The 21,631-nt window shown below is 60.9% G+C and carries 17 protein-coding genes and 1 pseudogene; 10 read left to right on the forward strand and 8 right to left on the reverse strand.

Annotated features, from left to right (window positions below; translation table 11 throughout):
• Positions 1–253: 253 nt before the first annotated feature.
• The 3 genes from HK108_RS16915 to HK108_RS16925 all read left to right on the forward strand — a co-directional run bounded on the left by HK108_RS16915 (position 254) and on the right by HK108_RS16925 (position 3,466).
• Positions 254–439, forward strand: a complete 186-nt coding sequence (locus HK108_RS16915) for a hypothetical protein (RefSeq protein ID WP_181272367.1) — start codon at positions 254–256, stop codon at positions 437–439.
• 239 nt (positions 440–678) lie between these two features.
• Positions 679–1,590: a YceI family protein gene (locus HK108_RS19160; RefSeq protein WP_181272368.1), complete on the forward strand. Its 912-nt coding sequence runs from the start codon at positions 679–681 to the stop codon at positions 1,588–1,590.
• A gap of 187 nt (positions 1,591–1,777) precedes the next feature.
• Positions 1,778–3,466 (forward strand): DUF885 domain-containing protein, encoded by a 1,689-nt coding sequence (locus HK108_RS16925; protein ID WP_181272369.1) that lies wholly within the window; start codon positions 1,778–1,780, stop codon positions 3,464–3,466.
• A 64-nt stretch (positions 3,467–3,530) separates the two neighbouring features.
• Here the strand turns inward: HK108_RS16925 and HK108_RS16930 are convergent, their stop codons facing one another.
• The 8 genes from HK108_RS16930 to HK108_RS16965 form a co-directional block, all read right to left on the reverse strand.
• Positions 3,531–5,333 carry an ABC transporter family substrate-binding protein gene (locus tag HK108_RS16930; protein ID WP_181272370.1) on the reverse strand — a complete coding sequence of 601 codons (1,803 nt, stop codon included), beginning with the start codon at positions 5,331–5,333 and terminating at the stop codon, positions 3,531–3,533.
• A gap of 72 nt (positions 5,334–5,405) precedes the next feature.
• Positions 5,406–6,095 carry an ABC transporter permease gene (locus tag HK108_RS16935; RefSeq protein ID WP_219922521.1) on the reverse strand — a complete coding sequence of 230 codons (690 nt, stop codon included), beginning with the start codon at positions 6,093–6,095 and terminating at the stop codon, positions 5,406–5,408.
• Positions 6,074–6,793, reverse strand: a complete 720-nt coding sequence (locus HK108_RS16940) for an ABC transporter permease (RefSeq protein WP_181272371.1) — start codon at positions 6,791–6,793, stop codon at positions 6,074–6,076. The genes HK108_RS16935 and HK108_RS16940 overlap by 22 nt, the downstream gene beginning before the upstream one ends.
• Complete coding sequence (locus tag HK108_RS16945) at positions 6,790–7,806, reverse strand: ABC transporter ATP-binding protein (protein WP_181272372.1); 1,017 nt, start codon at positions 7,804–7,806, stop codon at positions 6,790–6,792. Before HK108_RS16945 ends, HK108_RS16940 begins: the two co-directional genes overlap by 4 nt.
• A gap of 1 nt (position 7,807) precedes the next feature.
• A complete protein-coding gene (locus tag HK108_RS16950) occupies positions 7,808–8,776 on the reverse strand; it encodes an ABC transporter substrate-binding protein (protein ID WP_181272373.1) in 969 nt (322 codons plus the stop codon).
• 6 nt (positions 8,777–8,782) lie between these two features.
• Entirely contained in the window at positions 8,783–10,939 is a 2,157-nt protein-coding gene (locus HK108_RS16955; RefSeq protein ID WP_181272374.1) for a CocE/NonD family hydrolase, read from the reverse strand.
• A gap of 275 nt (positions 10,940–11,214) precedes the next feature.
• Positions 11,215–12,114, reverse strand: a complete 900-nt coding sequence (locus tag HK108_RS16960; protein ID WP_181272375.1) for an ABC transporter substrate-binding protein — start codon at positions 12,112–12,114, stop codon at positions 11,215–11,217.
• Between the two features lie 47 nt (positions 12,115–12,161).
• Positions 12,162–13,610, reverse strand: coding sequence for an MFS transporter (locus tag HK108_RS16965; RefSeq protein ID WP_181272376.1), 1,449 nt, complete (start codon positions 13,608–13,610; stop codon positions 12,162–12,164).
• 694 nt (positions 13,611–14,304) lie between these two features.
• Here HK108_RS16965 and HK108_RS16970 point away from each other — a divergent pair.
• From HK108_RS16970 to HK108_RS17000, 7 genes and pseudogenes are all read left to right on the forward strand, one after another.
• Positions 14,305–14,589 (forward strand): helix-turn-helix domain-containing protein, encoded by a 285-nt coding sequence (locus HK108_RS16970; protein ID WP_181272377.1) that lies wholly within the window; start codon positions 14,305–14,307, stop codon positions 14,587–14,589.
• A 263-nt stretch (positions 14,590–14,852) separates the two neighbouring features.
• Positions 14,853–15,776: an LCP family protein gene (locus tag HK108_RS16975; RefSeq protein ID WP_181272378.1), complete on the forward strand. Its 924-nt coding sequence runs from the start codon at positions 14,853–14,855 to the stop codon at positions 15,774–15,776.
• A 549-nt stretch (positions 15,777–16,325) separates the two neighbouring features.
• Positions 16,326–16,808 (forward strand): CatB-related O-acetyltransferase, encoded by a 483-nt coding sequence (locus HK108_RS16980; protein WP_181272379.1) that lies wholly within the window; start codon positions 16,326–16,328, stop codon positions 16,806–16,808.
• A gap of 291 nt (positions 16,809–17,099) precedes the next feature.
• Positions 17,100–17,936 carry a hypothetical protein gene (locus HK108_RS16985; RefSeq protein ID WP_181272380.1) on the forward strand — a complete coding sequence of 279 codons (837 nt, stop codon included), beginning with the start codon at positions 17,100–17,102 and terminating at the stop codon, positions 17,934–17,936.
• Positions 17,933–19,216, forward strand: a complete 1,284-nt coding sequence (locus tag HK108_RS16990) for a hypothetical protein (protein WP_181272381.1) — start codon at positions 17,933–17,935, stop codon at positions 19,214–19,216. Before HK108_RS16985 ends, HK108_RS16990 begins: the two co-directional genes overlap by 4 nt.
• Entirely contained in the window at positions 19,213–20,670 is a 1,458-nt protein-coding gene (locus HK108_RS16995) for a LicD family protein (protein WP_181272382.1), read from the forward strand. The genes HK108_RS16990 and HK108_RS16995 overlap by 4 nt, the downstream gene beginning before the upstream one ends.
• Before the next feature lie 74 nt (positions 20,671–20,744).
• A pseudogene (locus HK108_RS17000) lies at positions 20,745–21,626 on the forward strand (transposase).
• Positions 21,627–21,631: the final 5 nt, after the last annotated feature.

A 21,631-nucleotide genomic window follows, 5' to 3' on the forward strand; every position in this document is an offset into this window, starting at 1 on the left:
GCGAGATCGATGGGCACGAGCTTGTGTTCCCTCCCGAACTTCCGCCATCGGCCGCGAAGTTGATCGAAAACGTGGAGAATTTCGGGCCCGTGCTGGGACACTAAAGTGAATCAACTCAGGTTCATCGTCTTGGCGAACCGCTTACCCGTCGACCGCTGCGAAGACCGTGGTCGACGTCGCATGGAGGGGTGATCATCGCCAGACATTCTTCCAAGAGGGCGCAGTCCTTCCTCCACCCGAGGATCGCGCCGACGTGTTCGCGCGCTATGGCAACGGCGACATCGCCGCAGCACGCTACGACCACGGCGACGGTATGGCAGGTCTGGTCGGCCCGCACCCCGAGGCCGACCAGACCTGGCTGGACAAGGCGGGAATTGCCGATCCGGACGGAGACGATTGGAATTACGCCGTCCCCTTCGTCGCAGCACTATTGGATTGACTTCGATACGAGAGCGAAAATCGAGTGTGCGGCGCGTGATCTCTGAATCGGACGGTCGGCGGTCGACGTCAGCGCCGCCATCGCCTCACCAGCCCGCGCCGAGGTGGCACACACCCGACCGCCCGTGTAAGACTACGTAGGCGATTGCTCATTCAATGATCGCTCGATCAGCGAATGAGCACACCGACTACGACAGCCTCCCCCTACAGGAGCGCGGAGGAACCGAAGGAGCTGCCCCCATGACAGAAAATCCTGGGATCATAGGTCATTGGGACATCGATCCCTCACATTCTCGACTGGGATTCTCCACACGCCACGCCATGGTCTCGCGTGTGCGCGGAGCGTTCAATGATGTGTCCGGATCGGCCGACATCGCCGACGATCTTGCCGACTCGACCGCCGAGGTCATCATCCAGACCGCGAGCATCGACACCCGCAGCGAGGGTCGCGACGAGCACCTGCGTTCGGCAGACTTCTTCGATGTGGAGACCTACCCGGAGATCCGTTTCGTGTCCTCCGCCATCGATGAGGTCGACGAAGACTCCTACATCGTCACTGGTGAACTGACGATCCGCGACATGACGAAGACCGTCTCCGTTCCGCTCGAGCTCATCGGCATCGAGACCGACCCCTTCGGCAACCTGCGCGCCGGCCTCGAGGGCTCGCGTCGCATCGACCGCAAGGATTGGGGCGTGACCTGGAATACGAAGCTCGATTCCGGTGGCGTGCTCGTCAGCGACAAGATCACGCTCGAGTTCGAGCTCTCCCTGATCAAGAACCTCGCCGAGGCGGCCCCCGCCGATTCGTCCGAGACCACCACAGAGGCACCGAAGCCCGTTACCGAGGCGACCCCGGTTCCCCGGGCCGACACGTCGGCCCCGCAGGCTACCGCACCGGCTCCCGAGGCTCCGGAATCGGTGACCCCGACACCGGCAGTCGAAGAAACGGCCCCTCCCACGCCGAAGGCCCCGGAGGGGGCAGCATCTGTGGCCCCGAACGCCGAACCTGCCGCCGAAGAGTTCTCTCCCCCGCGACCGGTCAAGCCCGCCGAAATTCCCACTGACAAGCCGGCAGAGAAGGCGCCAGAGGCTAAGCAGTCGGATGCTCAGTCGTCCGGCGGTGGCCTCGGCAAGCTCTTCGGCCTCCGCTGACCGCCGGCGAAGATGCGGTTAGCAGTGAACACCACTCGCTCTGACCGCTTCGGACGAGGCCTCCCAACGTTTCGCCGGAGACTACGTGGACCCGGGGCACACCGTCGTGAGATGGCCGCTCCGGGCCTCGCCATGTCGGACTGTGGTCAGCATGGCGAGGGTTTCACCGCGCGGATAGAGTCTCCTCATGACATTCCGCAGAAACCCTTCGGTTATTGATGCCATCGCCGATGCCTACTTCGACGAACTGTGCGTCCGCTCCCCGTCGATCTCTCTGTTCCTAGGAACCGAGAACCCTCACGGCTTCGACGACTACTCCCCCGAGGGACTGAAAGCCGCCAACGACTTACGCTCTCGCACCCTGGCCAAGGTCGATGCTGCGGAGGCCGACGGACTTTCGACGAACAGCCTGGATGTCACCGACCTTGTCACCATCGATGCGATGCGCGAACGTCTGGGCACCGCCACGGACCTCTTCGACGCCGGCCTGCAGCACACTGTCCTCAACGTCATCGAATCGCCCGTGCAGCAGATGCGGGACATCTTCGACCTGCTGCCCACCGACTCCGCGGCAGGATGGGAAACGATCTCAAAGACCATGGCCGCGCTGCCGCGCTCGATCGACGGCTACCGGGAATCACTTCGATATGCACGGGACCAGCTCGACCGGGTGCCCGCACGCCTCCAGATTGAGCGAGTTGCCGACCAGGCAGATGCGCTCGGTCAGGCAGACAGCCGCTTCACCACGATTGCCAACGAGGCCAGCAGCTCCACCGGCGAGACCCTCGCCCGCGAACTGACCTCTCACGCCCAATCCGCCAGAGCGGCCTTCAGCAGCCTCGCCCATTTCCTCCGCACCGAACTGGCCGGCTCCGCTCCGGAGAACGAAGCCTGCGGCCGCGACGACTATGCCCTGTTCTCACGTGAGTTCCTCGGCGCCGAGGTCGATCTGGAAGAGACGTACGATTGGGCCCTCGAAGAACTGGCCGCCATCGATGCCGAACAGAAGCAGACCGCGGCCCGCATCGACCCGAACGTCGAACTCTTCGAGCTCATGGCCCGACTCGACAGCGATCCGCAGCGCGCTCTCCACGGCACGCAGGCTCTGCAGGAGTGGATGCAGACGGTCGCCGACGAAGCGATCACAGAACTCGGCAAGACCCACTTCGACATTCCGGAAACGCTGCGGACAATCGAGTGCATGATTGCTCCCTCGGCCACCGGAGCGGTCTACTATTCTCAGCCCAGCGAGGACTTCACCCGTCCGGGCCGGATGTGGTGGTCGGTGCCCGACGGCGTCACCGAATTTGCCACGTGGCAGGAGAAGACCACGGTTTACCACGAAGGCGTTCCGGGCCATCATCTGCAGATGGGGCAGGCGTCCTATCTCGCCGATTCGCTGAACAAGTGGCGGCGGCACGTCTGCTGGGTCTCCGGCCACGGTGAGGGCTGGGCCCTCTACGCCGAACGGCTCATGGCCGAACTCGGATTCCTCGACGAACCCGGCGACTATCTGGGCATGCTCGACTCCCAGCGGCTGCGCACCTCACGGGTGGTCGTCGACATCGGCTTCCACCTCGGCCTCAAAGCCCCGGCCCACCTCGGCGGTGGTGTCTGGGACCGCGCAAAGGCGTGGGAATTCCTCACACAGAACGTTGCCATGGACCGGACCTTCCTTGCCTTCGAGCTCGACCGATACCTCGGTTGGCCCGGGCAGGCTCCGAGTTACAAGATCGGCCAGCGATTGTGGGAGGACATCAGAGACGAATCCCGCGCTGCTGCGGGCACGGGGTTCGACCTCAGAGATTTCCACAGTCGCGCACTGAACCTCGGGTCGATCGGACTCGATCCGCTGCGCAGGGCGCTGCTGCGCTGAGTCCGGTTCACTTCCGGGAGGGGGTGTGTCTCACCAGCGCCCCCTCCCGGCAGGCCTTGCGACCTTATTTGGTCTCCCACTCCCAGAAGTTCCAGAACATCGACGGGTCAAGCGTCGTCGTCGATACATTCGAGACTTTGTCCCCATGGATCGTCAGAGACGGGTGCTGGAAGAGCGGCAGCCCGAAGGCATCATCGACGAGCTGCTGCTCGACGTCCCCGGCCAAAGAAGCCTGCTTATCCGGGTCGATGGTCACCAGCATCTCATCGAGCGTCTTCGTCAGATCCTTGTTGTCGTACCCGCTGTAGTTGTTCAGCGCGCCCTTGCGGTAGTACGAGTCCGACTCCGTCACCGCCGTCGTGGAAAGTGCCCACCCGAACAGCGAGGCATCGTAGGTTCCATCGCCGAGGCGGGTCCCCCAGTTGACGTCACCGGCGTCTTCGACCTTGAAACCGGCCTTCTCTGCTGATTCCTTGATCAGCGCGAACAGTTGGGAACGTCTGGCATTCGTGTTGTCGTAGAGGAAGCGCACGCTCGGCCCCTGGGCACCGGCTTCGTCCAGCAGCTTCTTCGCTCCATCGATGTCGACCTCGTCGTAGTCCGAGATTCCGGACTCGGCGACGATGTCGTCGTACAGCGGCGAATCAGGAGCCTGGTTGAACGAATCCCGTACCTCGGCCTCTTCGTTGAGAGGCTTGATGAGGCGGTCGATGATCTCCTGGCGTGGCAGTGTTTTGAGGAATGCCTGACGAACCTTGAGCGCGGCGTCTTCGTCGCCACCATAGCTGGCCGGGTCGAAGGGACCGTTGTTGTCGAATGTGAGGTCGACGTGCTCGAACGTGGCGTCCTCGCCCGGCAGGATCGACACATCTTCGAGTTTCTCCGCGGCGGAGAGGACATCGGCCGTCGACTGCGGCTGGGTCAGGTCGACCTCGCCATTTTCGATCGCCTGAACCATGGCCATCGGGTCACCGTTGTAGCGGATCGTCACAGTATCGACCTTGGGTTCGACCGATCCGGTGTAGTCCTCGTCGCGGGACAACGTCAGGTACTGCCCCTCTTCGAAGTCGGTGATCTCATAGGGTCCGTTGTGGACGAGAAGGTCTTTGTTCTCCGGCATCGAGGTGAAGTCGAAGCCGGTGTTCCAGAAGTTCGAGATCTTCGACAGAGCGTTCTTGTCGTTGGATTCGATCGCATCGAGGATCGCTGCCTTGCCCTCTTGTGGGTCGGTGGTGCCCAACGCATTCTTGGCCACGATATGTGCGGGCACACCCGAACCGTAGGCTCCGAGTCCGAATTCGGTCTCCCAGTCGGCAAAGGGTTTCGAGTATGTGAACGTCAGGGATTTGCCGTCTTCGCTGATTTCAGGGAAGTCGTCGATCAGTGGAGCACCCACTGCCGAGGAGTCGAAGAAGACTGTGCCGTCGGGATTGTCCTTAAGGGTGCCGTCATCGTCACGGTTATCGTCGACTGTATTGAAGTGCTGAGATCGTGCCGCCCAGGTCAGAGCGAGGTCTGCTGCGTCGACCGGAGTCCCGTCCGACCAGTTTGCGTCCTCGCCGAATGTGTACCTGACCTTCAGCGGGTCGTCAGAGACCTTTTCCACTTCACCGAGGGCACCATCGTGCAGTTCGAGGTCATCGTCGTAGTACTTGAAATTGTCATTGCTCATATAGGCGACGATGGTGTTGGCCACGGCGTTGCCGTCCATCGTCATGTCGTTCATCGACCGGAACGCTTCGTTCCATCCGATGTTGAGCACCGCCCCCTTGCCGCCAGATGAGTCGCCGCCGCCAGGCGGCGTACATCCGGTCATGACGATCGCCGTAGCAGCGGCGAGACTTCCAGCGATGAAATGCTTCTTCACATTGTCCTCTGTTTCCTAGTGATCTTCTGTGGGTGGAGCAGATCTGCTGTGCCGCAGTCTTCGCGGCTGTCCTCACACGGCGGCGTTCGCACTCTGAAGCTGTCTCACTCCGGCCGGAGCGCTGACGCGCAGAAGGAGCGCGAATGCCTGGTCGACGAGGATCGCGAGCACGGCGACCCAGATGGCGCCGGCGATGACTCCCTCCATCCCGTAGGCGACCTGGTTGAGGATGACATCGCCTAGGCCTCCGCTGCCGGCGATCGTAGCGATGGTCGCCGAGCTCACCGTCAACACTGCGGATGTACGGATGCCCGCGATGATCATCGGCAGCCCCAAGGGCAGTTCGACCTTGAGGAGCACCTGTCCGGGTGACATGCCCATGCCGCGAGCGGCGCGAGTGAGGTCGCGGTCGATCGAGTCGACGGCCTGGAAGGCGTAGCTGAGGATCGGCGGAAAAGCGAGCAAGAATAGAGCGATCATCGCGTTGAGCATGCCGATGCCCACGAACCCGATGAGGATCGCGATGAGCGCGAGGCTGGGCAGCGCACGACCGATGTTTGTCACACTCACAGCGAGGAACTCGCCGCGGTGGGCATGGCCGAGCCAGACGCCAATGGGCACGCCGAGGACGATGGCCGCAAGCAGCGGGATGAGACTGATGACCAGATGGTCACCGGTCTTGGCCAGCAGCAACCCTACGTTGTCGATCATGAAGGGGAATGCCCCGAAGACGACGTCCATCAGCTCCTCGCTTTCGTCCATGGGGTGAGCCCTCTGCCCAGCAGCACGAGCAGACCATCGAGCGCGAATGCCAGCAGCACGGCAAGGGCTCCGGCTCCGACGAACTGCGTATTGAATGGTGACGACACTGCTTTGATGATCGGAGATCCCAGACCGTCATCGACGACGAAGGCAGCGATCGTGGCGATGCTCACCGTGAGTACGGTGGCGATGCGCACCCCGGAGATGATCGATGGCAATGCCAGGGGCAGCTCAACCTTGAGCAGCAGTTGATTGCGGTCGAGCCCCATGCCCGTCGCGGCCCGGCGCACGTCATCGGGGACTCCGGAGAGTCCGACGAGGACTGCCTGGAAGATGATGACGAGGGTGAAGCATACGAGCGCGATCTCGACTGTCAACAGGCTCAACCCGGTGAAGGGCACGAGCAGTTGGAACAGAGCCAGTGGCGGCAGGGTGTAGAGGAAAGTCGCGGTCATGCCGATCGGTCCGGCCAACCATTTCTTTCGGTAGGCCAACAGTCCGGCGAAGAATGCGATGACGAAACCGATCGATACGGCGATGGCAACCATGACGATATGACTGAGCAGCGGGGGCCAGAAGACGGTCGACCATTGGCTGATGAACCAGTCGGTGCAGAATGCTCCGTTGTTGATCACACAGTCAGAGGCCTGCCCGTAGTCGGGGATGACGGGGTCGCCGGCGGGGGCGAAGCCGCTCATGTTCTCACGCCTTCCCGGCCCTCTCCGGCAGCGGGCGGTGCGATGAGATCGTGCAGGCTCACCTCGCCGAGGCGGCTGCCGGCGGAATGGACGATGGCTCCGTCCGCTCGAGCGGCGGAGACGACGGACAGCGCTTCGCGCAGGGTCATCGTGGCCTCGACGTCGGGCCACTGCGTTGTCTCGGCCCCACTACCTGCTCGGTCGCCGCTGCCGAAAACGATCTCGCCGACGGTCGTCAGCGCCAGGCGTTTGAGTCCGCGTTCGGCTCCGAGGAACTCGGCGACGAAGTCATCGGCCGGGCTCGACAGCACTTCGGCGGGCGCGCCGAACTGAGCGAGCTTGCCGCCGGGTTTGAGGATTGCGATCCGGTCGGCCATTTTGATCGCCTCATCGATGTCATGGGTGACGAACAGCGTCGTCTTGCCCACCGCACGGTGGATGGCGAGGAATTCGTCTTGGACGGCGACTCTGGTGATCGGGTCAAGCGCACCGAAGGGTTCGTCCATGAGCATCACCGGCGGGTCGGCGGCGAGCGCCCGGGCGATACCCACACGTTGCTGCTGCCCGCCGGAAAGTTGAGCCGGGTAGCGCGGCAGCCATGTCTCGACTGGGCTGAGCCCGACTAGTTCCAGCAGTTCGGCCGTACGGGCGCGGATCCGTTTCTTCTCCCAACCCAGAATTGCAGGGACGGTGGCGATGTTGTCAGCGACCGTGTAATGGGGGAAGAGACCCGACTGCTGGATCGCGTAGCCGATGGTCCGCCGCAGTTCGATGGCCGACTGGTCGGTGATCGAGTGATCGCCGATGCGGATGTCGCCGCTGGTGAGGTCGACGAGCCGGTTGACCAGCTGCAGGGCTGTGGTCTTTCCTCCGCCGGAAGGCCCGACGAGGCAGACGAGTTCGCCGGCCTCGACCTCGAGGTCGAAGGCGTCGAGGGCGGGCGCAGCCGCACCTGGGTAGGTCTTCGTGGCTCGATCGAAGGTGATCGAAGTGCCTGTGGAGTGCTGGGTCATTTCACATTAATCCGTTCTCGTCGAGGAACATCGTCGCCACCTGTGCCGGATCGAGACGGTTAATGGCGGAGGCCTCGTTCATCGCTTGGATCGCTTCTAGGGTGAGCAGTGACTGCAGTTCGTCGAGGAACCCAGAGGCATCGTCATCGAGCTCGGCGAAAGTATCGTCCCGGACGAGAGGGACTACGTTCTGAAATCCGAAGATCTTCTTATCGTCATCGAGGACGACCAGATCGCTGCGCAGAAGCTGCGGGTCGGTCGTGAATACGTCCGCGGCGTCGATCTCCCCTCGCTCGATGGCTTGGTAGTTGAGCCCGATGCTCAGCGTTTTGAGCTTCATGTTCTCCAGATCGTAGGTGTCTACGATGCCTTCGTAACCTTGGCCACCAGTGACATTGTCGGGGTAGGTCGAGTAGGTGAAGTCCCCTATCCCTTTGAGATCGGATACCGTCTTCAGATCGTGCTGATCGGCGAAGTCTCGGCGCACAGCGACCGTGTTCTTGTTCTCGAACGGTGTCGCTTGGAGCATCGTCACCTGGTTGTCGTCTGCCCACGTCTGTGCGAGATCGTACGTCTGTTCGGCGGAGTCCATGAGCTTTTCCTCCCCCATGAAGCTGACGACCATGACTCCGGTGTACTCGGGGTAGAGGTCGATCTGGCCTGAGAGCAGGGCGGTACTGATGATGTCGCTGGAGCCGACGTTCGTCTTGAGATCCACGGTGTATCCGAGGTTCCTCAGCCCCTGAGCGTAGAGCTCACCCATGATCCAGCTCTCGGCGAATCCCTTCGACCCGACGGTGATCGACCTCGTGCTCTTCTTCGCCTCCGGCTGGTCATTGAGCTGGCTGCTGGTGCATGCGCTCAGTGACGCGCCAGTCGCCCCGAGCGCGCCCAGCCCCAATAGCCCCCTGCCGAGCCCGGAGAGCGCCTGTCGTCTGTTGAGATGTACTTGTTGTCCGAATATGTCCATCCCGCCTCAGTTCAGATGGCGAGGAATGCTCGCCGAAGTGGCTCGAGAGTGGAACGGTTTTCCGTCAAGATAGGCGACGAGCTCGTTGGTGACGAGGAAGTTCTCGTCGTCACCGCGCATCGTCGATCGAGTTCGCAGTTCGACGTCCCAACCCGAGTCGGCAGAAGCGGTCGCGGCGGCCCGCGCGTGATTCGCTCCGACTTCCAGAGCCGGGCGTCGGTAGATGATCGTCCTATCACACGTCGCCACCGGAGACAGTGGGTCGTTCTCACTGCGTGAGTAGGAGTCGCGTTCATTGGTGTAGTAGAAGAGTCCGTCGCTGAGGTCGGTCTGCCAATCCTCGGTCACAGTCGTCACCGTGGCGCTGCGCTCAACGAGGTCGCAGCTGAGCTCACGTGTCATCGGTGCGCCGTCGGACTCGATAACCGACACCGGAGGAGTCGGCGCAGTGCCCAGCTGTGCGGTCACCTCGGCGGAGACGCGGGCGTCGCCTTCCTCAGAGGCCACAGTCCGGATAGGCAGTGTCAGCTCGGGGGTCGAGTCCACTGTAATGAATGTGGTCTCCGGCGAGGGCCATAGGTTGGGCCAGAAGCTCGCGGAGATGCTCAAGCGCAACCGATGCCCGGGAGCGAACCGGTGCGCCGTGGCCAGCAGCGGGAATTCGACGTCGACGGGAGTGCCCGGCGTAAGTGCCTCGGGGTGTTCATGGCTCGAATGATGGGTGAGGTTGAACAGTCCGATCGTGACGAGCCGGGAGCTGCCGTCAGGTGCGACATCGGATAGTCGTGCTGCGATGGCTCCACGGTCGCGGTCGGAGGTGAGCGTTGCCCCCACGGTGGGCGTGCCGACGATCTCCAGCCCGTTCTCGAGCTCCCAGTCGCAGGTGTAGGACCGGGCATCGTCGGCGGCCTGGTCTCCCGCCATCCCGGCGGCTTCGCCGAACTGCAGCCAGCTTCCTCCCTGGAAGCCCAGCAGCGCAGTGGAGTCGAGCGGGGCCCGGTCGGAGATGTGCGCCTCATCGGCGGGCATCACCGTATCCGTGATCTGCGGGGTCGGCCAGGTCGCCTCGGCGATCCATCGACCCGGACGGTGTTCACGGTCCGAGTAGATGGGGGTGCTCTCGGGAACGTAGGCGCGCAACTGCGGCTGTTCGTCAACACCATTGTCGATCCCGCTCATCCACTTGTCCCACCACCGGACTGCTTCAGATATGAAGTCGATGCCGGGGCCGGGAGCAGCCTGGTGGGGATAGTTGTGAGCCCAGGGGCCGAGCAGCGCATGGACCGTCGGGGAATCGGGGTCGGTGCTCCTGCGCCGATTCGCGTTGTCCATGAGGCGGAAGAGGGTGGTCCGGTATTCGTCGAGCAATCCGCCGACTGCCAGCACCGGAACCTCGATGGTGTCCGGTGTCTCGCACACCGAAGCGTGTTTCCAGTAGTCATCACGCCGCTGGTGTCCGAGCCAATCCTCGATGTTCACCGGGGCTTCGTCGATGCGTCTCTTCCAATCGTCTTTCCACCCTTCGCCCATGATCGCGGGGTCCTGCGGACGGGCGTTATAGGCCCACATCGTCGAGGCCCAGGAAAGCATCTGGTCACCGACGATGGTTCCGCCGTTGTAGTGGACGTCGTCGGCATAGCGGTCATCGGTGGAGCAGATGGTGATGACGGCGGCGAGTTCCGGTGGCTGAAGTGCGGCAAGCTGCAGACCGTTGAATCCGCCCCACGACTTGCCGATGACACCGACTTTGCCGTTGCACCAGTCCTGCGCCGCGATCCACTTAAGTACCTGCAGTCCGTCGTCGAGTTCTGTCGCCGAGTACTCATCGGTCATGACACCGGTCGAATCACCACAGCCGCGCAGATCGACACGGACGCTGGCGTAACCGGCGCGGGCGAACTCGGGGTGGATCGTGTCATCGCGACCGGCGGTCATGTCGTTCTTGCGGTAGGGAATGTACTCAAGAACAGCGGGAACAGCTTCGTCACCGAGGTCTTCCGGCAACCAGACTCGAGCCGCGAGTTCGACCCCATCACTCAGCGCGATGCGTGTGTGTTTGATGATTCGAACCGGTCGAGGATCTTCGCGGTAACGATCGGCCGGGGCGAGCGATTCGGTGTGGGTGTCGTCGGGGAGTGCAGAGTTCTCAGTATTCGATGACATGGCATGGCAGTCTACGGACACTCCTGCACAGCCGTTCAGTTCGCTCAAAGGCTGAGATATGGCTGACAATATTTTCCCTGGCCAGCACCCTGAGGCGACACCTTCTTCGAACTGGCCCACAGCTCCTGGTGGGCGACGTCATCTTGCCCGCCGTCCGTAAGCACGGCGGCCGAGCGCTGAGCGGGAGTCCCTGCTCAGCGCCCAGCCCCTGTTGTGCCTGGAATCTTGCCGCCGCTGCGACACCCGTCCTCCGTGAACCGAGGGTGCTGCTCTGATCAGATTCGGGCCCGATCGGCGATTGCTCCATCGACGAACACCGTATATTCCAATGGCTTGTCGATGAGGTGACCGTCGGCGATGCCCTGCTGCCAGCGCGCATAGGATTCAGCGTTGATCCGAGCCGTCTCCCACATCCCCCAGCCGCGCAGCTCATCGACGTGCGCAACGAGATCGGCCGGATTCGCTTTCGAGAACGTCCTTTCGAGGAAATCAGAGATCTCGGAGGCCTCGTGCGCCTTGAGCCATTGGGTGGCCCGATCGAGTGCACGCACAAAACCAACCTTGGCGTCGGTCGAGGGGCCGTTCGTCGGGTCACTGTAGTAGACGCTCCACGGCACCGGGCCACCGGACTCCGCGAGACAAGTGACGATATGACCGACACCCTGCCTCCTCAGTCGAGTCGCCGTGACCGGATCAATGAGAAGATAGTCCCCCATTCCTCCGCTGAACAGCTCTGCAAGCATCGCGCCCGAGAGGTCCTGGACGAAATTCACCGCATCGACATCGACGCCGGCTTCAGTCATGACGAGTTTGAGGAAGATCCCCGGGCTGGAACCGTTGCTGCCAGGCATCAGGACGGTCGCCCCTTCAGTCTTCGAATAATCGAATTCCCCGTCGGGCGTATGCGCCATGAGCACGAGCGGACAACGGGCCGACACCTGAGCGAAGGGTTCGTAGACGTGTCCGCGGTCACGGTACATCGACGGCACCCAGATACCGCCCAACGCCGCCTGCGAATCACCGTTGTTGATTTCGTCGAGGACGAGCGTCCAGGGATTCGGGACGATCGCGTCGACGTTCAGACCTTCCTCTTCAAAGTATCCGAGTTCGACCCCGAGGTACTCGGGCAGGTAGTTGACGCTGTGGCCGGTGGCGGCAATGCGAAATTTCTCCATGGGTGTTGTTCCTTATCTATTCTTTGTGATGTGGTGGACGTTAGTTGTCATCGACGGCCGATCTCCGCCTCCTCGTTGAGTTCTTCCAGACTCAGCCCCGCCGTCTCCGGTCCGAACCGTGAGGCCAGCAGGGCGAGGAGATAGAGCGAACCGACGGTGGCGAAAATCGCTGAGAGTCCCCAAGCGTCGAAGATGAACCCCGCGATCGGTGTCATGATGACGGCTCCGAGTCCGCCGATAGATTTGACTACACCGGTGCCGAACCCTCGAATCCGAGTGGGGAACAGTTCGGGGAGCCAGGCCCAGACTGTGGTGTTGAGCATGAGGATGAAGAACTGGAACAGCGCTCCCAGGCCCAGCACCGTTGGGGTTGTCGTGGCGAAGAGGCCGAAAGCAATAGCTGAGCAGGCGGCACCGATTGTGCTCACTGCGATCACGGATCGCCGCTTGAACCTTGAACCGATGACTGCGGCAAAGAGCGCCCCGAGGAGGCTGCCGGCCTGCATCACTGCCGTGTATCCCACACCGGCGACGATGCTGAAACCTTGCGAGACGAGGATCGTCGGCATGAGTGTGAGGATCGAAATCTGGCCAGCCGTGAGCATGAAATAGGTGGTGGACACCGCGATCGAGCGGCGACGTAGCCGAGCGGAGAAGATCTCCGAGATTCGGACCTTCTCCGGGGTCAATCCAATGGCGCCCGACGTCTCGATGAAGCGCTTCACCGGGATGGTTCTGGTGCGCGGGACGAGTCGTCCGTTTTCCAGAATCGTGAGGGTCCGGTTGCACTCGTCGATGCGGCCCTTCGCAAGCAGGTACCTCGGAGTTTCGGGCAGATAGCGCCGGAATACGACGATGAGCACGACGGGCAGGACGAGAAATCCGAATAGCCATCTCCAGGTGTTCTCCGAGGATCCGAGCAGAGGGGCCAGACTTCCGAAGATGAGCATCCCGTAGAGCGGGGCGAGGAAGTTGCCGATTCCGCCTCCGGCGACATTGAGGGTGGAGACTGCAGCGGCGCGGAACCGAGTCGGGCTGAACTCGGCAAGCATCGTGATTGCCGTGGACAGCTCCCCGCCGAGCCCGAGTCCGACGATCGTGCGGAAAATGAGCAGGAGACCGAAATTCGGTGCAAGGGCGCAGAGCAGAGCTCCGCAGGCATAGACGAGCAGGTTGATGGCGAGGACGTTTCTGCGTCCGAACCGGTCGGCCAGGGCCCCGGAGACGATTCCGCCGATCGTCATTGCGAAGAAGGTCGCTGAGTTGAGGAGTCCGATCTGTCCGGCTCCGATGCCCCAACTCTCCTGCAGCGCAGGGCCGACGAGCCCGACCGCGTTCTGTTCGATGACGTCGAAGAAGACGCCGAACACGATGAGGAGAAGGATGAGTCTGTGTGAGCGAGTGAACCCCATGGTGTCGATGGTGGCTGCGAGCTTGCGGCTGGCGCGAAGCCCCTCGGGGTCGGCCTGTTCCGGCTGTGAGGAGGTGAACGTCATTGTTGCTCTCCGATCTGCAGTTAGTGAAGGAGGAGTTTGAGCTTCCCGGGTGTGCTGGTGCGGAGTTTTGTGGTGTCCGCACGGCGGGCTGGGCTCGACGGGCGAGCTTCAGCCGGTGATACGGAAGGTCTTGAGTTGCGTGTGACAGCTGAGGTTCTCGAATCCGTCATCGGTGACGAGATAGCAGTCGCCGATGTTCGCACCGGACCTGAGCGGAACTGGGGCTGGCGGATTGACGCACCTGAGACGGTGTCGCTGGCGCTCGAAGCCGACGGCCTCGAGTCAATAAAAGAGGGGTTCGGCAGGCGGCGATATCGTCCATTAATCCCCAGTTGCAGGGCATCACCGCCCCAGTGAGATGCGTGTAGCAACCCGCAAGGTAAGTGGCGAAAGCCGCTTGGCGGAATTCGGTCGCCTGCACGCCGGCGCGATGGGCGCGGCACGTGCTCCCCCAGGCGGGATCGGCCCAAAGCAACTTGGTGAAGTCCCTAGTTGGTTGGTTTTGGCGAGCCCCTCGAGTTGAGCATCACTCAGACGCTCGAAGTCGCCAGCCCATCAAGGCGCGGCGGATCTCTGCTCTTGCAAATCAGACTGCGGACAAGCATCTTCGGTCATCCTCTGTTAGTGTTCCAGCGCCCTCAGATTACCAATTATTATTGGTATTGCCAAGTTTAATTGGCTCCAGAATGGAGAGATGACCGACAAGCCCGCGAGCAGCCCAGAATGGGCAGAGTTCGCGCGGCAGCTCGGAATCAATCTGCGCAGAGCAAGGGCCGCGAGAGAACTCACTCAAGATGAGACCGCTGCGATTGCTGGCATTTCGCTTTACGCGTATCAGCAATACGAGCGGGGCCGCACGATGAGCGGCCAGGGGTCCGCAACCAATCCTCGACTCGCGACCATTCTGGCCATCAGCCAGTCGCTCGGGACGAACCTGCAGGAGCTGCTCCCAGAGCCTCCGGATCTCACCGTTCGCTAAACCCGTAGACAGCACTCCGGCCGCATTCGCCGTACCGCCACAGTCGGATCAGGCAACCTGGCGAACTTGAGGCTACATAACCGATCGGCGAGGGCGAACCATGGTGGTTGAAGGATTCAACATTTGCTAAGAACAGGCCAGAAGAGCCACGGATAGTAAACACCGAAGGAGTCTCTTCAAGGCAACCGGTACACGAGCCGATCTCACTCGCGGCTACTATTGGTCCCATTGCCGTGTGACCAGACAGAGGAAGTAGGACTGCCATGGCCAAGCTGACGAAGATGGTATCGGCCATCGGTTCCCTCAAGGACCTCAACTCCGCCCGCGCCGAGTTCGATGACACCTCGAAGACCATTCCCGCCGAGGCGGCTTTCCCACCCGCGGACGTCCGTCCAGCTGCAGACGAGTCCCGCACCCTCATGCTTCGGGTGACGAACCCCGGGAACCTCGCCGAGGCAGCCCCACAGTCACCGAGCCAAGGTGACACGTTCGCGGTCATCCACGTTCCCGCCGCCGGCGAATTCGCTGCCGTGCTCGTGTTCAATCCGTCAACGCAGGTCGAGTCGGGTCAGACGTTCGGCACCATCACTGACGAGGGTGGTTGGCCGGTCGTCGTGGCCATGGCCGAGGAGTTCCTCGGCATCCGCATTGATCACATCGCACAGCTGGAATCAGACGCGCTGGGTCGAGTCATCGACGAACTCGGCGGTCTGCAGGTTTACAGCCGCGTTGCATTCGGTGCGGACGGCACCGACTTCGTCGAGGGGACGAACAATCTCGACGGCGCGACATCGTCGATCTTCACTGCGGCGGATCCGGTCGATGACGCCGGTCAGACGCGTACCCGCAATCAGCGTGCGGTCGTGCGTGCGCTCGTCCAGGGGCTGAAGTCAGGCGGACTGGTCAAAGACCCGAACAAGGGCGCGGCCGTGCTCGGACATTTCGCCTCAGGGATTCAGCACAACGCCGAGCTGACCACGAGTGAGCTCGTCAAGATCGCCAACGGCCTCCGCACCCTGCAGACAGACGACATCGCGGTGGTCACTGTGCCCACGAAGTCGCGTCGCGAGGAAGACGGCACAGTCATCATCGACTTCGACCCCGAGGCGGTGCCTGCTCTCAAGCACACATTGACTAGCAACGACCTCGCAGACTTCTTCCGCTACCTCGTCTCTTTGGGGTACTAGAAGGTCGCGTCGATCTATCCGCGCAGCGACTCCCCTGGAATAGCCGCCGCACTGGTCGTCGCGTAACCCAGGTCGAGAGCTCCTCGCCGCTCCCAGTATTCCGTTGCAGATTCCAGGATTGTAATGAAGCGGCGAGAGGCTCTGGACCATGACTCGGTGGTTACCGTACGCAGAAACCGGATTCCCAGAATTACGCGGCCGCCTCGCCGAAGGCCCTTCGTCTATACTCAGTTCGTGCCCCACCGTATAACTATCACCGATTCACTTCTGTCCAGGTTCTACGAGAACAACATATTGTTCCGGTGGAACTCGCCGCCGCCAAAGGACGGATCGTATGGGTGGCTCAAGGCCGAAGCCACTATCAGCCTTCCGGGCGAGATCGTTCTCGAAGAAGGAGTCGGTCTCTACCGCGGACCATACAAAGGTCTGGTTGGCGGCGTTCGCTCCTCGGGATTCGTATCCATTGGGTCCTTTTCATATTCATATTCCGCGCTCCCCGATGGCGTTCGGCTTGGTAGGTATTGTTCGATCTCTTCAGGCCTTCGATTCTTGGATTCAACACATCCTCTAGAGACTGTCACGACCTCGGCGCTGCTTTTTCGTCCGCGCAATAATCTGTTCCAGAAGCATCAAACTGAAGCAATCCATGAGTTTGCAAGTAAATTCAAGCATCAGCCACAGACCATGCCTGTGATAGGACACGACGTTTGGATCGGGGCCGATGTCACACTGTCGCCAAATGTGGAAATAGGAACCGGCGCCGTTGTCGCCGCGGGTTCCGTTGTCACCAAGAATGTTGAACCCTACATGATCGTTGGCGGTAATCCGGCGAAACCGATCAAGCGGCGCTTTGGTGATGCCCTGGCTCATAGTTTGCTACGTTCCGAATGGTGGGAATTCGACCCCTTTGATGTCTTCCGCCACGACCCGACAGGAGTCGAAGACCTCGTGCGGCGCATCTCGAACAATGAACTGGCGAAGTACATCCCGCGCGTCGTGAAACTCAATGCCGAGTTGGAAGCAGACGGATAGTCATCCTCGCGGCGCTGAGGCAGACCAAGTCGATGACTTGACCCGAGCACCGCAGTCGCGTCGACATTCGGGTTTGCTCGAGTCAGAGCCCCCCCGAGGATTCCTCCGGCCACGCCCGTCAACGGCGACGCTCCTGATAAACTCCGTACGGACCAGGGCTTTGGCAACTACCCTGTCATTCCGCGCTTGAGCAGGTTATGACATGAGCGTCGAGAATGGCCGAGCAGACGCACACCTCTTGACCACTCGGGGTCGAGGCAGAGGCGAGGCCACAGAGAGAAAGGTGAATGGGTGCAGATCGATGCGACACCTTTAGGCACTCAGAACGATGGGCTCAGGCATCGACGTTGGGTCAGCCCGACCACCGGCGTTACAGTGCACTACGAAGCTCGACCACCGAAGCACGACTGCGACTCCATCATCGTGATATTCAGCTCGATTCGTGGGAAGAACTCGTGGCTGGATTTTGACGGCATCGACGGTCACGCTTTGAAGACCAACCGAGCTCGGCTGCTCTTCATTTATGACGATTTCTCGGATGAGTATACTTACTACGCCATGAAATCCGGCACGGAGAGCGTCCAGGTGGCAACTGAGGAATTCTTACGCGAGTATCTGGAGATTCATAACTATAATACTGAACGCGCAATATTCGCTGGTCTCTCCAAAGGCGCAACCGCTGCACTGCTTATCGGAACTCGCTTCCCCGGATCTCCGATCGTCGCTCTTGCACCCCAGATAGCGCTTGGACAATATCTCAATGGACGTACCGATCTGATCTTCGAAAACATGATCGGCCCTCGAACCCAGACCAACATGGACGAACTTGACCGACTCGTCCCGAACGCCATCAGTCAGGACGTAGACCGAAGCCGGCCACTATACATATTGACCTCACCAAATGATTCAAATTGCTATGAACGAGCTAACTCGATCTTATCCAATTACAAAAATGCCAATCTAATTGTGACCCCGTCAAAGCGCGCAGTCGAGCATGCGACGACTCTTCATTACCTCCTGCCAACATTCCTCCCTCTACTTGGCCTTCTGTCGAGCGGCCTCTACCCCAATATTGGTCCATCGATTGACGAACTGCGCCAGGAACAAGAAAGGAAGACACCGGCATGACCGTTATTTCGTTGACTTTCGTGCGCGGAGGAAGCGACGTACTCGAGTCTTCGGTTCGCAACAACCTCGAGTACGTCGACGGGGCGTACTATGTCCTCGGCCAGGGCGCGAATGAAGCGGACCGAGTGCTTCGCCAGATCGCGCTCGAAGGCCTCCCGGTTTCCCTCGTGGATCACTCCGAGGAAAGTAACCTTCGCACCTCATTCGACACTGCAGTCAGATCGATCGAAGAGCGATGGGGTGGGACTGCGACCGTCATCATTCTCGAGACAGACGACTTCCTGACGGCTCCCTTGCCTGCGCTCAACACGGAGCCGCCCGAGGAGGGTGTGTTCTCGTTGCCCCGACATATCGCCTATGCCCCCACATCGGCGTCCGATGACTGGGCCCCGGCCACGACTACATCGATTCGCAAGGAGGCCGCGCCTTCGTCGTTTGCTCTTGGATTCCACTTGCACAGGCCCCCGGGGCGGATTCCGCTCGTCGATGACAGATTTACCGGACGGCCCACGTTCTGCGGCACAGCAAGATCAAGTATCGATGGCTGCGCAATCATTCGAATTCCGGTACGCAACGCAGAGCAGTTCCTTGTAGACATCACGGTAGCTTGGCTTGGCGTGGAAGCACGGTCCGGGGTCAAATCGGCCGTCCCCTCGACTGCAGGGACTTGGCTCTCGAACGCAAGAGAACTTGTGATCGCCAACGGTGCGGGGCTTACCGACGAGCGGCTGTGGTCTTGGCAAGAAGAGCAGCTGGCTCCAACCGTCATTGAGGCGCTGAGAACACCGACGACATCCGCGTCCTCGCACCGCAACGCAATCCTCGCGGCCGCGCCCCGATTGCTAACCGATGCAGTGACTGCGCTCGACGACGCGCGGACAGCCCGGGATGACACCCGGTGGGCACTGCACCGGGAACGGTTAATGAGACTGCACGATACGCTCTGCACTCTACTTGAGGACCAAACCTGGCATAAGACCTGGGTGTGGAAGGATCAGGCCGCGGTCTTGGAGCTCTTTTGGGGCGAGTTACCGGTAGCATTCGACGTTTTCATCACGAGCGATGAGATAAGTATTCAGCTCGTCAGTCGGAAGAAGTCTCCTATACCCGATATAGCAAAGTATTTGAGCAACTTCGGATTCAACGAAGTTAAGCTGCCAGGAAAGCCTGGCCGTTATGTTCTCAGTGCCATCCCGATACACAGTTCGACCGTCACCCTGCAACACGTAAGGCAGGTCGCAGACATTATTCGCCCGCTTGCGTCCGGAATGAGTAAATGACGACTCCAATTGGTTGCCTCGACGACAATCACTCTCCTGGGATTGTCGCAACAATGCTGCCCTCTTTGGGTTTCGTCGGTGGTACATGGGCTGATTCATTGACGATTCCACTCTCGCATGGCCTACGCGCGGCCCGGGTGACCAACATTCGTCCAGAACCGGACTATGTGAATTTCCGACTACTGGTTCCCATGCTTGACGGCCAACCACTGACCATCGACCCGAAGATGGTGTCTCCGCGTGAGAGTTGCCATCGCGCAGACCACCGCACCCCTCCGTATTTTCTTCAGCCTTCCGGACCGGGTGTGCACACAGGCAAGGATACCGGTGCATGGTGGGAGGCATCTCTCTCTGAACCAGTGTTTCCTGACTCACTGCGCTATCTCAATCGACGGGACAAGTGGGGAGTTCGATCGCAACAGATTCGGGTCGATGTGCAAGAGGCCGACGGCGATTGGACAGAAGTATACAACTCAGCCTCCGTAGCTTACCGCCAACAAACTGTAGAACGCCTTGCTGCGATAGGAGGTCCGGACTTCCCGGTCTGGACCCCGCAGCATGATGAAGACGCTGTTCGCTGGCACGACGACGCGGTCCATGCCATTCGGGCGGCGCTCGACTACGAGCCCAATCAGATGTCGCCGGCAGATTGGCTGTCTGTAGCGGCCCTAATACCCACCCGCGCTCATAGTGGCAGAACAGAATCGCCTCTCGGCGGAAATGAGTGGAGGGTGCTGGCACACGGACTGCTCAATCAGGTGCGTCGCGATCCTCGTGCGAGATCCGGAATCGCATCGTTTGGTGGAGTGCTCAACACCCGGAGTTCATTGAGGAGGCTCAGCGAAGAGATCAAAACCATCAGCGAACGAAATGACAGCAAGATCCATACTATCTCACGCCATGGCGTGACTCCCCTGGGTGTCCTTCATTCGCAAAGGAGCGAATTCCTGGCCGCGGTCAAAGACATGCTCGGAGACCTGAACGCTGCAGGATCGCGGGGGATGCTCGCCTACGGCACCCTCCTTGGTGCCGTCCGTGAGGGCCGGTTCATCGAGCACGACGACGACGTGGACCTCTTCTACACGGTCGTCGTATCCGAGTCTGAGTCCAAAGACGACGCGATCAACAGGATCCTGAATACACTCGAACTTCGAGGGTGGCGTATTTCGAAGATCCCCAAGTACATGAACGTACACGTCTCCCGGCCCGGTTCCCCAATTTCCCTCGACCTGTTTCCACTCGACCTCAGTGGGTCCACCGTGCAAGTCCATATGGAATCGATGCATATTCGCCAACTACCCAGCGCCTGGTTCGACCAGAGCACCGAGCGCACGATCCACGGACTCGCGCTTCCTGTACCCGCGCACAGTGAAGAGTTCTTGGAGGAGCGCTACGGCTCTTCATGGCGGATACCCGACCCGTTTCACGACTGGGGCTGGACGCTCGTGAACTGACCCACCGACGGTCTCCAGCTAGGACTAGGGCGTGTCTCCTTAATGTAGGCAGCGACCGTTGAAACACTGGCCGCATGTCGACTCGCAGAATGATCACAGACGACCTGTGGGAGACGATCGCCCACCTCTTCCCGCCACGAGCCGGACGCCGCGGCCGCCAATGGGCCGACCACAGACTCATCCGCGAAGACATCTGCTGGCGCTATCGCACCGGCAGCCCCTGGAGTGACCTACCTGAAGAGTTCTGACCCTGGCAGACCGTGTGGAAACGACACTTCCGCTACGCCACCGACGGCACCTACGACGCGATCCTGCGAGCGGTTGCCCAGGCCGGACTGATCCCCGAAGGCGCTGCGGAATCGATCGAGGAGTTCCTCGCCGCCGACTCCACGATCGTGCGTGCCCACCAACATGCCGCCGGTGCCCGCACGGACTCAACTGGCGCCCAAGCCACGGGCCACACAGGGGGGGGGGAAGGTTTGACCTACAAAGTTCCACCGATCGAGCCCGCTGATCACACCCTTGGACGGGAATCTCGACGCAGATCCATGCTCTGACAAACGTTCGGATGAACATCTTCGATCTCGTCCTCACCCCAGGAGAGGCCGGTGATAATCCGGTCATCATCCCGCTTCTGGATCAGTATCGTGCCGATCATCCCAGCCGACAAAGCGTACTCGCATCCGTCGACCCGCAGTCAACTGCGGGCCAGACGGATACGCCATACGATTCCCAAACACGACGATCAAGTTGCGCGGAGACAGACGAAAGAATCTTCCGGTGGCAGGCCACCGAAGTTCGATGCCCAGAAATACAAAGACCGCAATGTCGTCGAGCGTGGATTCTCACGATTGAAGCAGTAGCGAGGCATTGCCACACGCTTCGACAAGCATGCTCGATCATTCGCTGGAGGCGTTCAGGTGGCAGCAACGAACTTGACGCTCAGAACCATTTAAGAGAC

It is taken from the genome of Brevibacterium sediminis, from assembly GCF_013623905.1.
Lineage (GTDB): Bacteria > Actinomycetota > Actinomycetes > Actinomycetales > Brevibacteriaceae > Brevibacterium > Brevibacterium sediminis.